The 13,760-nt window shown below is 67.5% G+C and carries 14 protein-coding genes; 8 read left to right on the forward strand and 6 right to left on the reverse strand.

The window, feature by feature from the left end; translation table 11 throughout:
• Window positions 1-50 precede the first annotated feature (50 nt).
• Complete coding sequence (gene sthA / locus CQY20_RS18805; RefSeq protein ID WP_097941597.1) at window positions 51-1,466, forward strand: Si-specific NAD(P)(+) transhydrogenase; 1,416 nt, start codon at window positions 51-53, stop codon at window positions 1,464-1,466.
• On the opposite strand, the gene CQY20_RS18810 is transcribed toward sthA, so the two are convergent.
• Window positions 1,463-2,254 (reverse strand): trypsin-like serine peptidase, encoded by a 792-nt coding sequence (locus CQY20_RS18810; protein WP_097941598.1) that lies wholly within the window; start codon window positions 2,252-2,254, stop codon window positions 1,463-1,465. The genes sthA and CQY20_RS18810 overlap by 4 nt on opposite strands.
• A 169-nt stretch (window positions 2,255-2,423) precedes the next feature.
• Between CQY20_RS18810 and CQY20_RS18815 the strand changes: the two genes are divergently transcribed.
• From CQY20_RS18815 to CQY20_RS18825, 3 genes are read left to right on the forward strand one after another with little or no spacing between them, the layout of a single operon-like run.
• Complete coding sequence (locus tag CQY20_RS18815; protein WP_097941599.1) at window positions 2,424-3,401, forward strand: proteasome assembly chaperone family protein; 978 nt, start codon at window positions 2,424-2,426, stop codon at window positions 3,399-3,401.
• A 33-nt stretch (window positions 3,402-3,434) separates the two neighbouring features.
• Entirely contained in the window at window positions 3,435-4,457 is a 1,023-nt protein-coding gene (locus tag CQY20_RS18820; protein ID WP_097941600.1) for an alpha/beta fold hydrolase, read from the forward strand.
• Window positions 4,458-4,492: 35 nt separating this feature from the next.
• Entirely contained in the window at window positions 4,493-5,179 is a 687-nt protein-coding gene (locus CQY20_RS18825; RefSeq protein ID WP_097941601.1) for a PhzF family protein, read from the forward strand.
• A gap of 30 nt (window positions 5,180-5,209) precedes the next feature.
• Here the strand turns inward: CQY20_RS18825 and nrdR are convergent, their stop codons facing one another.
• Complete coding sequence (nrdR, locus tag CQY20_RS18830) at window positions 5,210-5,674, reverse strand: transcriptional regulator NrdR (protein WP_097941602.1); 465 nt, start codon at window positions 5,672-5,674, stop codon at window positions 5,210-5,212.
• Window positions 5,675-5,846: 172 nt separating this feature from the next.
• A complete protein-coding gene (locus tag CQY20_RS18835) occupies window positions 5,847-6,338 on the reverse strand; it encodes a LysM peptidoglycan-binding domain-containing protein (protein ID WP_097941633.1) in 492 nt (163 codons plus the stop codon).
• Window positions 6,339-6,561: 223 nt separating this feature from the next.
• On the opposite strand from CQY20_RS18835, the gene lexA reads away from it, so the two are divergent.
• The gene (gene lexA / locus CQY20_RS18840; protein ID WP_097941603.1) at window positions 6,562-7,278 is read left to right on the forward strand and encodes a transcriptional repressor LexA; all 717 of its coding nucleotides are present in this window, start codon (window positions 6,562-6,564) and stop codon (window positions 7,276-7,278) included.
• A 6-nt stretch (window positions 7,279-7,284) separates the two neighbouring features.
• Here lexA and CQY20_RS18845 read toward each other — a convergent pair whose 3' ends face one another.
• Both CQY20_RS18845 and CQY20_RS18850 read right to left on the reverse strand, forming a co-directional pair.
• The gene (locus CQY20_RS18845; protein ID WP_097941604.1) at window positions 7,285-9,291 is read right to left on the reverse strand and encodes an LGFP repeat-containing protein; all 2,007 of its coding nucleotides are present in this window, start codon (window positions 9,289-9,291) and stop codon (window positions 7,285-7,287) included.
• Between the two features lie 169 nt (window positions 9,292-9,460).
• The gene (locus CQY20_RS18850) at window positions 9,461-10,621 is read right to left on the reverse strand and encodes an acyl-CoA dehydrogenase family protein (RefSeq protein ID WP_097941605.1); all 1,161 of its coding nucleotides are present in this window, start codon (window positions 10,619-10,621) and stop codon (window positions 9,461-9,463) included.
• 99 nt (window positions 10,622-10,720) lie between these two features.
• On the opposite strand from CQY20_RS18850, the gene CQY20_RS18855 reads away from it, so the two are divergent.
• From CQY20_RS18855 to CQY20_RS18865, 3 genes are all read left to right on the forward strand, one after another.
• A complete protein-coding gene (locus CQY20_RS18855) occupies window positions 10,721-11,230 on the forward strand; it encodes a hypothetical protein (protein ID WP_097941606.1) in 510 nt (169 codons plus the stop codon).
• Between the two features lie 108 nt (window positions 11,231-11,338).
• Window positions 11,339-11,578, forward strand: coding sequence for a microaggregate-binding protein 1 (gene mbp1 / locus CQY20_RS18860; protein ID WP_097941607.1), 240 nt, complete (start codon window positions 11,339-11,341; stop codon window positions 11,576-11,578).
• 182 nt (window positions 11,579-11,760) lie between these two features.
• Window positions 11,761-12,345: an Rv1733c family protein gene (locus CQY20_RS18865; protein WP_133119085.1), complete on the forward strand. Its 585-nt coding sequence runs from the start codon at window positions 11,761-11,763 to the stop codon at window positions 12,343-12,345.
• Here the strand turns inward: CQY20_RS18865 and hflX are convergent.
• Window positions 12,342-13,757: a GTPase HflX gene (gene hflX / locus CQY20_RS18870; RefSeq protein ID WP_097941609.1), complete on the reverse strand. Its 1,416-nt coding sequence runs from the start codon at window positions 13,755-13,757 to the stop codon at window positions 12,342-12,344. The two genes, CQY20_RS18865 and hflX, sit on opposite strands and share 4 nt — an antisense overlap.
• Window positions 13,758-13,760 lie beyond the last annotated feature (3 nt).

The following is a 13,760-nucleotide window of genomic DNA, read 5'->3' on the forward strand; positions in this document are numbered from 1 at the left end:
TTGACCGAGTCGGCATGCGAGACGGCCGCAAACGGCGTAGAGATTCTGTTATGCCTTCGGAGCTGGAGTACGACCTTGTGGTCATCGGTTCGGGTCCCGGCGGTCAGAAGGCCGCCATCGCGGCGGCAAAGCTGGGCAAGTCGGTCGCCGTCATCGAGCGAGGCAGGATGCTCGGCGGTGTCTGCGTCAACACGGGCACCATTCCGTCCAAGACCCTGCGCGAAGCGGTGGTCTACCTGACCGGTCTGAGTCAGCGGGAACTCTACGGCTCCAGCTACCGGGTCAAGGAGAAGATCACCCCGGCCGACCTGTTGTCGCGCACCGCCCACGTCATCAACAAGGAACAGGACGTGGTGCGCAGCCAGCTGATGCGCAACCGGGTCGACCTGTTCACCGGCCACGGCCGGTTCCTGGATCCGCACAGGATCTGCGTCGAGGATCAGTCCCGCGGTGAAAAGACAACTGTGCGTGGCGAATTCATCGTCATCGCCACCGGCACCAAACCGGCTCGGCCCGCCGGTGTCGAGTTCGACGAGGAGCGGGTGCTGGACTCCGACGGCATCCTGGACCTCAAACAACTGCCGTCGTCGATGGTGGTGGTCGGCGCCGGCGTGATCGGCATCGAGTACGCCTCGATGTTCGCCGCGCTGGGCACCAAGGTCACCGTGGTGGAAAAGCGCGAGAACATGCTGGAGTTCTGCGACCCGGAAGTGGTCGAGGCGCTGAAGTTTCACCTGCGCGACCTGGCGGTCACCTTCCGCTTCGGCGAGGAAGTGACGGCCGTGGACGTCGGTTCGGCAGGCACGGTGACGACGCTGGCCAGCGGCAAGCAGATCCCGGCGGAGACGGTGATGTATTCGGCGGGGCGCCAGGGCCAGACCGAACATCTCGACGTGGAAAACGCCGGCCTCGAGGTCGACAGCCGCGGCCGCATTTTCGTCGACGACCAGTTCCAGACCAAGGTGGACCACATCTACGCCGTCGGCGACGTCATCGGCTTTCCCGCACTCGCCGCCACGTCGATGGATCAGGGCAGGCTGGCGGCCTACCACGCGTTCGGCGAGCCCGCCAAGGGCATGACCGACCTGCAGCCCATCGGCATCTACTCCATTCCCGAGGTGTCCTATTGCGGCGCAACCGAAGTCGACCTCACCCGCGACTCGATCCCGTATGAGGTCGGCGTGTCGCGCTACCGCGAACTGGCCCGCGGCCAGATCGCAGGCGACTCGTACGGCATGCTCAAGCTGTTGGTGGCAACCGAGGACCTGAAGGTGTTGGGCGTGCACATCTTCGGCTCCAACGCCACCGAGTTGGTGCATATCGGTCAGGCCGTGATGGGATGCGGCGGCACCGTCGAATACCTCGTCGACGCCGTCTTCAACTATCCGACGTTCTCGGAGGCGTACAAGGTGGCGGCGCTCGACGTGATGAACAAGTTGCGGGCGCTCAACCAGTTCCGGTCCTAGCAGTCGTCGTCGAGCACCGCCGGCGCCGTGTCGCCGGGCCCGCCCGCTTCCGCGCGGTTGCGCAACGCCACCACCGCGTCGTCGAAAGGCGGTGAGAATGACAGGTTTTCGTCGCAGCCGCCGCCGTGCGGGCCGCCGGTCAGCCCGATGATCGTCGACCCGCTGACCCACGGCGCGCCGCTGGTCCCGCCGACCAGCCCTTCGCACGGCAGCGACGGAAAGCCTTCCGGCGTGATCTCCGTCGTGGCGCGGCAGCCGATCGGCCCTCCGCCGACTCCCATCGGATAGCCGGTGACTTCGACGGCCGTCCCAGGCTTTGGCGAGGGCCCCAGCCCGAGGCCGCCGCCAGCTTCGGCCCGCACCGACCCGCCGCCGTCGCGCGACACTCGCAGAATTGCGAAGTCCGCCAACGGATCCTGGCTGTCGATCCATCGCGGGTCGAGGAACACCGCATCCACCTTCCAGATGTCGGGCTCGTCGGCGCTGTCCTTGAAGCCGGCGACGAAGGTGGTGTCGATGCCTTCGACGACACAGTGGGCGGCGGTGAGAATCAAGTTTTCGCTTGCCGAATCGAGCACGCCGGCGCTGCAGGTGTGTAGATCGCCCGCCCCGAGAAACAGCGCACCGACCCGGCGGTCGGGCGGCACCGGCGTCGCGGTCTTCTCCACCACCGCCTGCTCAGACACCGCGGTCGAGTCTCCGCTCGGATGGGTGCCCGGATCCGGGTCGCCGGCGCAGCCGACGGTCAGCGCGAGCAGCCCACTCGCCAACACCGCCCGCACCCGCATAATTCGAATCCTGCCCGATTGCCCCGAAACGGACCCGCTGGACGGGCACATCGACGCCGGGCCAGACGTTGGCGTAGACAGGCCTGGATACGGGACACGGACCCAGACCGTGAAGCCTCCGTGCTGGCGAATGAGACACTGGAGGCAGCGGTGTAGAAGGAGGTGAGCCATGGACGACCAGCACAACCAGCGCTACGAACCCGAGCAGAGTGGGATGTATGAGCTCGAGTTCCCTGCGCCGCAGCTGTCGTCGCCAGATGGCCGCGGACCTGTGATGATTCATGCCCTCGAAGGTTTCTCGGACGCCGGCCACGCGATCCGGCTGTCGGCCCAGCACCTCAAGAACAGCCTGGACACCGAGCTGGTGGCGTCGTTCGCGATCGACGAACTGCTGGACTACCGCTCGCGGCGACCCCTGATGACGTTCAAGACCGACCACTTCACCCACTACGAGGAACCCGAGCTGAGCCTGTACGCGCTGCACGACAGCGTCGGTACGCCGTTCCTGTTGCTCGCGGGTCTGGAGCCGGACCTGCGCTGGGAGCGCTTCATCACCGCGGTGCGGCTGCTGGCCGAGCGGCTCGGGGTGCGCCAGACCATCGGGCTGGGCACCATTCCGATGGCGGTGCCGCACACCCGCCCGATCACGCTGACCGCCCACTCCAACAACAAGGAGCTGATCGCCGACCACACGCCGTGGGTCGGTGAGGTGCAGGTGCCCGCCAGCGTGTCCAACCTGTTGGAGTACCGCCTGGCCCAGCACGGCCACGATGTAGTCGGGTTCACCGTGCACGTGCCGCACTACCTGGCCCAAACCGACTACCCGGCGGCCGCCGAAGCGCTGCTCGGCGAGGTCGCGCGGTCGGGTCAGCTGGAGTTGCCGCTGGCCGCGCTGTCCAAGGCGGCCGCCGAAGTGCACGAGAAGGTGCAGGAGCAGGTCAACGCCAGCGCCGAAGTCGCTCAAGTGGTGGAGGCGCTGGAGCGCCAGTACGATGCCTTCATCACGGCGCAGGAGAACCAGTCGTTGCTGGCGCGAGAGGATCTGCCCAGCGGCGACGAACTCGGTGCCGAGTTCGAACGGTTCCTCGCCCAGCAGGCCCGGGAGAAAAAGGGCAAAGACGGCTTCCAAGACAGGGACGACGATTAGGCCGTCCCCTGTCCGACGACGAGGTTGGCGACCATGACCGTACGAAAGGCCAATCTTCGTCCTGTGCGGGAGGTGACGCCGTCGCTGCAGTACCGCACGATCCACGGATACCGGCGCGCGTTCCGCATCGCCGGATCCGGTCCGGCGATCCTGCTGATTCACGGCATCGGCGACAACTCCACCACGTGGAGCGCCGTGCAGTCCGCGCTCGCGCAGCGGTTCACCGTGATCGCCCCGGATCTGCTCGGCCACGGCAAGTCGGACAAGCCGCGCGCCGACTACTCGGTGGCCGCCTACGCCAACGGCATGCGGGACCTGCTCAGCGTGCTCGACATCGACCGGGTGACGGTCGTCGGGCACTCGCTCGGCGGCGGTGTCGCGATGCAGTTCGCCTACCAGTTCCCGCAATTGGTGGAGCGGCTGATCCTGGTCGGCGCGGGCGGCGTAACCAAGGACGTCAATTTCGCGCTGCGGATCGCCTCCTTGCCGATGGGCAGCGAGGCGCTCGGACTGCTGCGGCTGCCGCTGGTCCTGGACGCGGTGCAGACGCTGGGCCGCATCGCGGGTTTCGCGATCGGGTCCACCGGCCTCGGCCGCGACCTGCCCCAAATGCTGCGCATCCTCAAGGATCTGCCCGAGCCGACCGCGTCGTCCGCGTTCGCCAGGACCCTGCGCGCGGTCGTCGACTGGCGCGGTCAGGTGGTGACCATGCTGGACCGCTGCTATCTGACCGAATCGGTTCCGGTGCAATTGATCTGGGGTTCGCGTGATTCAGTGATCCCTGTCAGCCACGCGCGGCTGGCGTACGCCGCGATGCCCGGCTCGCAACTCGAGATCTTCGAGGGCTCCGGGCACTTCCCGTTCCACGACGACCCGGACCGGTTCGTCGAGGTCGTAGAGCGCTTCATCGATTCCACCGAGCCTGCCGTCTACGACCAGGAGCTGCTGCGCCGCCTGCTGCGCACGGGCGCCAGCGAGAACACCATCAGCGGGTCGGTGGACACCCGTGTCGCGGTTCTCGACGCGATGGGCACCGACGAGCGCAGCGCCACCTGACCCGGCGTTCGTCGTCTGCGTCGTAGCATCGGCCCATGGCAATCGATGTGACGGTGTTGCGCGTCTTCACCGATGAGGACGGCAAGTTCGGTAATCCGCTCGGTGTGGTCGATGCGAGTACGGTGGCCCCCGGCGATCGACAACGCGTTGCCACCGAACTGGGTTACAGCGAAACGATTTTCGTCGACCTGCCCGAGCCCGGCACGGCGACTGCTCACGCGCGGATCTTCACACCGGCAACCGAACTGCCGTTCGCTGGACACCCCACCGTTGGTGCGTCGTGGTGGCTGCGCGACATCGGCACGCCGGTGCACACGTTGCGGGTGCCCGCCGGGGTGGTGCAGGTGACCTACGACGGCGACATGGCGGCGGTGCGGGCGCGCGCCGAGTGGGCGCCGGAGTTCGCGATCCACGACCTGTCCTCGGTTGACGAGTTGTTGGCCGCCGATCCGAACGACTACCCCGACGACGTCGAGAACTATCTGTGGACGTGGACCGACCGCGACGCCGGCGTGATCCGGTCACGGATGTTCGCCCCCGGGCTCGGCATCCCCGAGGACGAGGCGACGGGCGCGGCGGCGGTGCGAATCACCGACTACCTCAGCCGCGACCTCACGATCGTGCAGGGCAAGGGTTCGATCATCCAGACGCAGTGGAGCCCGGACGGCTGGGTGCGGGTCGCCGGGCGCGTGGTCAACGACGGGACGCGGCAGATCGACTGAGCCCTTCGCACAGTCGGCGCAGCCGGGCCGTCAGCCCGACGTGGAGACCTTGCGATGGGCGCGCAGCGCGGCGATTTCGCGTTCGAAGTCGTCGGCGGAGGAGAACGACCGATACACCGACGCGAACCGCAGGTAGGCGACTTCGTCGAGGTCGCGCAGCGGCCCCAGAATCGCCAACCCGACCTCGTGGCTGGGCACCTCGGGCGAGCCCGTGGCCCGCACGGTGTCCTCCACCTGTTGCGCCAGCAGATTCAGGGCGTCGTCGTCGACCTGCCTGCCCTGGCAGGCACGACGCACGCCGCGGATGACCTTCTCGCGGCTGAACGGCTCGGTGACGCCGCTGCGCTTGACGACGGCCAGCACCGCCGTCTCCACCGTGGTGAACCGACGCCCGCACTCCGGGCAGGATCGGCGGCGCCGAATGGCCTGACCCTCATCGGTTTCCCGGGAGTCAACGACCCGGGAATCGGGATGACGGCAAAACGGACAGTGCATGACTGCTCCTTCGCCGCGCCGACAAACACCTAACTCGAACGCCTCCGAGCCTACCTTTGTACCGCACTGCGAACCCACCCTCCGGGTGTTTGGCCCCTGCCCGATCCGTCCAACGGCCACCGCCGTTGTGCGGCATCGCGTTTCGTACCGCATGACTTGCCGCGCCGCCCGGTCAGCCGACGGGCGCGATCAGCGTCCGCCCGGCGTCCAGCGCCGCGGACTCCAGCTGGTTGAGTTCCCGGATGCGGTCGACGACGTGGGCCACGGGCGCATCGGGCGCCACGCGATGGGCCACGTGCTCGAGCGTCTCCCCCTCCTGGACCTGAACCACGGCCAGCGTGTTGGGCACCGGCGCCGGCGAATCGGTGGCGCCGACGACACCGCCGAACTCGGCGATTACGCCCAGCCACACCGTGATCAGCGCGGCCAGCAGGGCCAGCCCCACGGTGGCGGCCGGGGTGATGGGGCGCCTGCGGTGCGAGGCACGCGACATCAGCACGCCGGTGCCGCGGTACCGCAGCGGTGCCCCTGCGGGCCTGCGGCGGTTCTGCGGGCCACGGTGAGGCGGCCGGATTCGGGCCGGCCGCTGCGGCACCCGCACGGGCCGCGCATAGGGCTCTGCCAGGGGTCCTGCCAGGATTTCTCTGCTGTCCAGAACGGTCATCCGCCTCGCCTTCCGCTCCACCGGTTCGCTCCTGTGTTCGAACTGTACTCGATCATGTGTTCGATGAATAGAACGTGTGATCGAACTGTTGCGAAACGATAGAACAGCCCACCGACAAGAATCGGCGCCGGGTTTTCCGGGGGTCACCGACAACGGCGACATACCGCGACACACCTCGAACACATGTTTGATTCTCGGGTGTTTCCCGACTACATTCGGCGCCATGAGCGACGACCGCACCGACACTGCGCAGGGCACCGTCGGCACCGACAGCAACGACAACCGCCGCGGTAGTGACAGCGGCCTGACCGAGCGGCAGCGCACCATCCTCGAGGTGATCCGTGCTTCGGTCAGCACGCGCGGCTACCCGCCGAGCATCCGTGAGATCGGCGACGCGGTGGGCCTGACGTCGACGTCATCGGTCGCCCACCAGCTGCGCACACTCGAACGGAAGGGCTATCTGCGCCGAGACCCGAACCGGCCGCGCGCGGTGGACGTGCGCAGCGCCGACGACGTGGTGACGCCGATCGTGACCACGGATGTCGCCGGCTCCGACGCGTTGCCGGAACCGACGTTCGTGCCGGTGCTCGGCCGCATCGCCGCGGGCGGCCCGATACTGGCCGAGGAGGCCGTCGAGGACGTCTTTCCGCTGCCCCGCGAACTGGTCGGTGAAGGGTCGCTGTTTCTGCTCAAAGTGGTCGGTGACTCAATGGTCGACGCGGCCATCTGCGACGGCGACTGGGTGGTGGTGCGTCAGCAGAACGTCGCCGACAACGGCGACATCGTGGCGGCGATGATCGACGGGGAGGCCACCGTCAAGACGTTCAAGCGCACCCGCGGCCAGGTCTGGTTGATGCCACACAACCCGGCCTTCGACCCGATCCCGGGCAACGACGCGGCGATCCTCGGCAAGGTCGTCACCGTCATCCGCAAAATCTAGGGGCCGCTAGTCCCGTCTGACGAAACCGTTGGCGCGGGCGAAATCCTCGTTGACGAAATAGACCTCGGCGGGCACGTGGTCGTAGTACTCGTCGTCGGGCAGCCAGTACAGACCCGACCTGGTGTCGGCCTTGATCGGATAACCGTCGGGCGCCAGGTAGGGATCATCCAGCGGTAGGTGAATTGCGGTGTGCGCCTCTGAGGTTTCGGTGGTGTCCTCTTCGACATCGTCCTCGTCGGCGTCGTCGGCGTCGTCGTCTTCGGCGTCGTCGACGTCGTCAGATGTCGCCTCGTGCAGACCCGCGGCACCACTCACCGCCGCCGCCGCTGCGGCCGCCTCACCGGCACCTGCCGCGTCATAGCCGCCGTTGCCGCGTGGCTCGTCGAGCGCCATCGCCGCGTGCCGACCGGGGCTCAACTCCTCTTCGGTGGGGATGGGTGTCGGCGCGGTGTCGGACTCGTCGGGTTCGGGTTCGAGGTCGCTGAACTCGTCGGCGACATCGTGGCTGTCGTCCTCGGCGCGCTCGAACGGGTCCTGGTCCGAACGGCCGAGTCCGCCGAGCCCGTATGGCTCCGAACCCGGTGGGCGGGCGTAGCTTTCGGCCAGCTTCGCGGTCGAGTCGTCCTCACCGGCACTATCGGCATCGGCCGACCGCGGCTCCTCGGCCTCGGCCGTCTCCCGGGCGGTGTCGAAGTCGAAACCTTCGTCCAGCGACTCCTCGTGCCCGCCGCCGCGGTTGCGCAGCGTCGCCACCAACACCAGCGCGACCAGCACCGCCAGCGGAATGCCGGCCAGCAGCCACCACCACGACGGCGTGAACCAGTTGCGCTTGCCGGGCTCGGCCGAAGCGGGAGCCGCCGGCGTCTCCGGTGGTTCGTAGCCGGGCACCTGCAGGTCGCTCAGACCCGCGGCGAGGTTGGCGGGTTCGGTGCTGAACTTGTTGGTCTGTCTGTCCCACGAGATCTGGCCGCCGGTGAACCGCTGGGAGACGACGTTGCCGTCCTCGGTTTGATCGGCCACCGGCGGTCCCATGGATCCCGTGGCGCCGCCGAGCTTGGTCCACGCCGCGTTCATCGCCCCGCGCACGATGAAGGCCCCGTAATCGGGCGTCCAGAAGATGACCGGCTTGTCTTTGGCGGCGAATGCGCTGACCCGGCTGCCTGTCTTCCACCCCCCGTCGGTTTCACTGCTGATCGGAAGGCCCAGATCCCCTTCCGGCCCGCCGACGGACTCGTACTTCTTGAGGACCTGACCGGTCACGACATTTGCGCCGGTGGCCGGACTGTAGAAGATCTTGCCGCCGGCGAAATCCTGGCCTGCGCCGTCCTTGCCGATCGCGTACTGCTGCCCCTGCTTGGCGCCCAGCGGACCCAGCGCACCGCCGGCCGCCCGTCGCGCCGCGTTGATCGCCGACGTGGCGTCTTCGGGGACGTTCAGTCCGTCCAGCTGGCCGGCGAGTTCCGGCGGCACCGTGGCGAATTTCTTGCTGACGCGGTTCCATGACAGCTCGCCGCCGGTGAACTTCTGTGTGACGGCGTCGCCGTTGTAGACCTCGTCCTCGGTGGGGACACCCAGCGGGCCCGCAGACCCGCCGAGCTTGTCCCACGCCGCGTTGATGGCGCCGCGCACGACGTGGGCCCCGGTTTCGGGAGTCCAGAAGATGACCGGTTTGTCGGACGCGCTGAAGGTGCTGTTGCGGCTTTCCGGGCTGATCCGCCCGGGTCCCTCATCGATCGTCGGGAAACCCAGGTCGCTGTCTGCGGGACCGCCGAGCGACTCGTATTTGGCCAGGATCGCGCCGCCCATCAGATGCGCGCCCGTTTCCGGCGTGAAGAAGATCTTGCCGCCGGCGTAGTTCTGGCCGAACCCGGCGCCGATCGGGTAGACGCCGCCGTCGGGCGGTCCCATCGGGCCGGCGGGGCCGCCGCTGCCGTCGTAGGTCCGGGTGATCACATCCGCGGCATCAGATTCCGGCGTTGCCAGCGCGACGGGAGCCAGCGCAAAGGCGACCATCGCAGCCAGTAACGCTGCTGTTGCCCGGCCCAATGTGGTGATCAGCAGGGCACCCTCCCCGTGAGACGCTAAGACCCCCCTGAAACTAGCGCGTTGTACAGCCCTAGGTCAGAAGGACACGATATCGAAGGTTTCCCAGCGCTGCGGAGAGGCCTTCGCCGTGGCGTCTCTACACGCCCAGCGAACGCCCGATGATCTCCTTCATGATCTCGGTGGTGCCGCCGTAGATGGTCTGCACCCGGGCGTCCAGATATGCCCGCGCAACCGGGTATTCCCGCATGTAGCCGTAGCCGCCGTGCAGCTGCAGGCAGCGGTCGATGAGGTGGACCTGCTTCTCGGTGGAGTACCACTTGGCCATCGCGGCCTGTTCCGCGGAGAGTTTGCCCTCGAGATGCAGCTTGATGAACTCGTCGACCATGATGCGCACGACCGTTGCCTCCGTGGCCAATTCGGCCAACAGGAATCGGCTGTTCTGCTGGCTGCCGATCGGCTTGCCAAAAGCCTTGCGCTCCTTGGCATATTGCAGCGTGTCAGTCAGCACGGCCTCCATGGCGGCGGCGGCCATCACGGCGATGTTGAGCCGCTCCTGGGGCAGGTTCTGCATCAGGTAGATGAAGCCCATGCCCTCCTCACCGAGGAGATTCTCGGCGGGCACCTTCACGTCGGTGAACGACAGCTCGGCGGTGTCCTGGGCGTCCAGGCCGATCTTGTCGAGGTGACGGCCGCGTTCGAAGCCCCCCATGCCGCGTTCGACCACCAACAGCGAAAAGCCCTGCGCGCCTTTGTCGGGGTCGGTCTGGGCGACCACGATCACCAGGTCGGCGTTGATGCCGTTGGTGATAAACGTCTTGGCGCCGTTGAGGATGTAGTGGTCGCCCTGCTTGACCGCCCTGGTTTTGATGCCCTGCAGATCGCTGCCGGTGCCAGGTTCTGTCATGGCGATCGCGGTGATCATCTCGCCCGTGCAGAACTTCGGCAGCCAGCGCTGCTTCTGCTCCTCGTTGGTCAGGTTGAGCAGGTACGGCGCGATGATGTCGTTGTGCAGGCCGAAGCCCAGGCCGCTGTAGCGTCCCGCGGTGGTCTCCTCGGTCAGGATGACGTTGTAGCGGAAGTCGGGGTTGCCGCCCCCGCCGTACTCCTCGGGCACCGCCATGCCCAAAAAGCCCTGCTTGCCGGCCTCCAGCCAGACGCCGCGGTCGACGATCTTGTCCTTCTCCCACTGGTCGTGGTACGGCGCGACGTGCCGATCGAGAAACGCGCGGTAGGACTCGCGAAACAGCTCGTGCTCGGGTTCGAACAGGGTGCGCTCGTACTTGACGACGTTGCCCATGGCGGACCTCCGGTGATAGGCGAGGGCTTTGCCTCGACGATATACCAGCCAACCGGATGGTTGGTCGCTGGGGGCGGCGCGCGGCCTAGAATCACGCGGATGGCTGCGGGGGAAACGCTGCAGGTCGACGACGGTGGGCGGCTGATCGCGTTCACCTACGACGACATGATGCGCTACCACGGTCCGCACTCCCCCGCCGGTGTCGCGGTCGCGTTCAAGGTCATGCAGCGCGCGTTCGGCGAACTCTGCGCCGACGCGCCCCCGCCGCGCCGCTCGGTGGCCGTGCGTACCGCTTTCCGCGGCCCGGGCGCCCGTGACGGCTTCGAGGCGGTGCTGCGGGCCGTCACCGGCGGCCGTTATGTCGTGGACCGCTCGCTGGTGCGCGGCGACCGCGGTCGGCTGCTCGAGGACTTCGTCTTCGAGGTCACGATCGGCCGGCGCGCGGCGACGCTGCTGCTGCGCGACGGGTTCGTCACCGAGGAGTTCATCGACCTGGCGCGCATCGAGGGCCGGACCCCCGAGCAGGAACGCCGGCTCGATGAACTCAAGGCCGCGCTGGCGCAGCAGGTGATGGCCGCCGACGCGCGCGATCTCTTCGATCTCGAATGATCCGGCGGTTGTTGTGAGCCCGGCCACGGCTTTGCCGATAGGCGTTTAGCGAAGTGGGCATACGGGGAACGAACACCGCAACATCCGATCTCGCAGGAAGGCAGCGCAATGGCGGAGAACAACAGCGGTCCCGAGGAAGCCATCAAGGGCGTCGTCGAGGGCGTGAAGGGCAAGGCCAAGGAAGTCGCAGGCGCAGTCGCCGGCCGCGACGACCTCTATCGCGAGGGCCAGGCTCAGCAGGACAAGGCCGACGCTCAGCGCAACGCGGCCCAGAAGGAGGCCGAGGCTGAGAGCGCACGCGCCGCGGCCAAGACCGCCGAGAAGCGGCAAGAGGCCGAACAGAACTAACCACATCGCACAGGAGATGGGGCGCGCGCAGCGCCCCATCTTCTTTGCCGTTTTCACACGCAAATAGCGCGTCACCGCCGCCGACGTACGAGTCGTATTCACCGGAAATGGGTGTCACACCCGATTGGCTTATCCCGGTTGCCGGGCGACACTGGCGCTACTGGCTCCAGAGGGGGTTGGGGATGAGTTCGCCGCGCCGACAACCCGACATGGACGTTTACACGCTGCGCTGGCCGCGGTGGCTGCGCCTGCCCGATGCCCGAAATCGCTCCGGCGATCAGATCGACCGGTTGATCCGCACGATCGCCATCGCCATCGCGCTGGTGGCGCTGCCCATCGCGCTGAGCGTGGGCGCCTCGGTCTACAAGGCGCATAGCGAGATGTACGCCCTGCAGGCGCAAACGCGCAGCAACATCACCGCCACCGTCACGGGGGACACCGCCACGCCGGACCTGCGCCGCGGCAGCGCGCGCGTCGGCGTCGAATGGTATTCGGCGGGAATGCAACACACCGGCACGGTCCGCGTGCCATCCGCGGTTAAGCCGGGTGATTCCGTGCCGATCTGGGTCGACGAGAACGGGGCGCTGGTGCCCGCGCCGAAATCCGCCACGACGGCGCTTCTCGACGCGATCGTCGTCGGGATCGCAACCTGGGTGGTGGCGGCCGCCATCACCGCTGCAGCCGCCGTCTGGATTCGGGCGTTCCACATGTGGTTGCGACAAGAGGCCTGGCAGCGCGATCTCGACCGGCTGCTCGGCACCGACTAGAACGTCGCGAACTCACTTAGGCTGGCAGCCAAGGGAATTGGCACGCGCGCCTTGATCCGCGTGCCTTCGGGCTGGTGTTCGGTGGCGTCGACCCGACCATCGGCGTGCACCCGGGCCACCAGGTCGCCGCGGTCGTACGGGATGGTGACGTCGACCATGGTGTCGGTCGGCGTGACGAGTTGCGCCATCCGCTGCTGCAGCTGGTCCAGCCCCTCACCGGTGCGCGCCGAGACGAACACAGCTCCTGGCAGCGCACGCCGCAGCTGCGCCAGGGTCAGGCCGTTGGCCGCGTCAATCTTGTTGACCACCACCAACTCTGGTGCCGGCTGCCCTTTGCGCTCGGCGATCACTTCGCCGATCACCTGGCGGACGGCGTCGATCTGCTTCAGCGGGTTGACGTCTGAGCCGTCGACCACGTGCACAAGCAGATCGGCGTCGACGACCTCCTCCAGCGTCGAGCGGAACGCCTCGACCAACTGGGTGGGCAGATGCCGCACGAAGCCGACGGTGTCGGTCAGCACGAACGGCCTGCCGTCGCTGAATTGGCCACGGCGCGTTGTGGGTTCCAGGGTGGCGAACAGCGCGTCCTCCACCAGAACGCCCGCGCCGGTGAGCGCATTCAGCAGGCTTGACTTGCCGGCGTTGGTGTAACCGACGATCGCGATCGAGGCCACGTCGGAACCGCGCCTGCGGCTGCGCTGAGTGTCGCGGACCTTCTTCATGTCCTTGATCTCGCGGCGCAGCTTGGCCATCCGTTCACGGATGCGACGACGATCGGTCTCGATCTTCGTCTCACCGGGGCCGCGCAGACCCACACCGCCGCCGCTGCCGCCGGCCCGGCCGCCGGCCTGCCGGGACATCGACTCGCCCCAGCCGCGCAGCCGCGGCAGCATGTACTCCATCTGCGCCAGCGTCACCTGCGCCTTGCCCTCACGGCTCGTGGCGTGCTGGGCGAAGATGTCGAGGATCAGCGCCGTGCGGTCGATGACCTTGACCTTCACCGCCTTCTCCAGGGCGGTCAACTGCGCAGGGCTGAGCTCACCGTCGCAGATGACGGTGTCTGCGCCGGTCGCGACGACCACCTCGCGCAGTTCGGCCGCCTTGCCGGAGCCGATGTAGGTGGAGGGGTCGGGCTTGTCGCGGCGCTGGATCAGTCCTTCCAGCACTTGCGAGCCGGCGGTTTCGGCGAGCCGGGCCAGTTCGGCCAGGCTGGCTTCGGCGTCGGCGGCGGTGCCTTCGGTCCAGACGCCGACCAGCACCACCCGCTCCAGGCGCAGCTGTCGATATTCGACCTCGGAGACGTCGGTGAGTTCGGTCGACAGACCTGCCACGCGGCGTAGCGCCGTGCGGTCTTCGAGGGCCAGCTCACCCGAGCTCGGGGTGCCGTTGATGGGAAAATCAGGAAAAGTCATAAG

It is taken from the genome of Mycolicibacterium agri (assembly GCF_002553505.1).
GTDB classification, from domain to species: Bacteria; Actinomycetota; Actinomycetes; order Mycobacteriales; family Mycobacteriaceae; genus Mycobacterium; species Mycobacterium agri.

Bases quoted from the DNA above. Each gene is read 5' to 3' on its own strand.
- sthA (WP_097941597.1), top strand. From the start codon at position 51: ATGCCTTCGGAGCTGGAGTACGACCTTGTGGTCATCGGTTCGGGTCCC.
- CQY20_RS18810 (WP_097941598.1), bottom strand. From the start codon at position 2,254: ATGCGGGTGCGGGCGGTGTTGGCGAGTGGGCTGCTCGCGCTGACCGTC.
- CQY20_RS18815 (WP_097941599.1), top strand. From the start codon at position 2,424: ATGGACGACCAGCACAACCAGCGCTACGAACCCGAGCAGAGTGGGATG.
- CQY20_RS18820 (WP_097941600.1), top strand. From the start codon at position 3,435: ATGACCGTACGAAAGGCCAATCTTCGTCCTGTGCGGGAGGTGACGCCG.
- CQY20_RS18825 (WP_097941601.1), top strand. From the start codon at position 4,493: ATGGCAATCGATGTGACGGTGTTGCGCGTCTTCACCGATGAGGACGGC.
- nrdR (WP_097941602.1), bottom strand. From the start codon at position 5,674: ATGCACTGTCCGTTTTGCCGTCATCCCGATTCCCGGGTCGTTGACTCC.
- CQY20_RS18835 (WP_097941633.1), bottom strand. From the start codon at position 6,338: ATGACCGTTCTGGACAGCAGAGAAATCCTGGCAGGACCCCTGGCAGAG.
- lexA (WP_097941603.1), top strand. From the start codon at position 6,562: ATGAGCGACGACCGCACCGACACTGCGCAGGGCACCGTCGGCACCGAC.
- CQY20_RS18845 (WP_097941604.1), bottom strand. From the start codon at position 9,291: ATGGTCGCCTTTGCGCTGGCTCCCGTCGCGCTGGCAACGCCGGAATCT.
- CQY20_RS18850 (WP_097941605.1), bottom strand. From the start codon at position 10,621: ATGGGCAACGTCGTCAAGTACGAGCGCACCCTGTTCGAACCCGAGCAC.
- CQY20_RS18855 (WP_097941606.1), top strand. From the start codon at position 10,721: ATGGCTGCGGGGGAAACGCTGCAGGTCGACGACGGTGGGCGGCTGATC.
- mbp1 (WP_097941607.1), top strand. From the start codon at position 11,339: ATGGCGGAGAACAACAGCGGTCCCGAGGAAGCCATCAAGGGCGTCGTC.
- CQY20_RS18865 (WP_133119085.1), top strand. From the start codon at position 11,761: ATGAGTTCGCCGCGCCGACAACCCGACATGGACGTTTACACGCTGCGC.
- hflX (WP_097941609.1), bottom strand. From the start codon at position 13,757: ATGACTTTTCCTGATTTTCCCATCAACGGCACCCCGAGCTCGGGTGAG.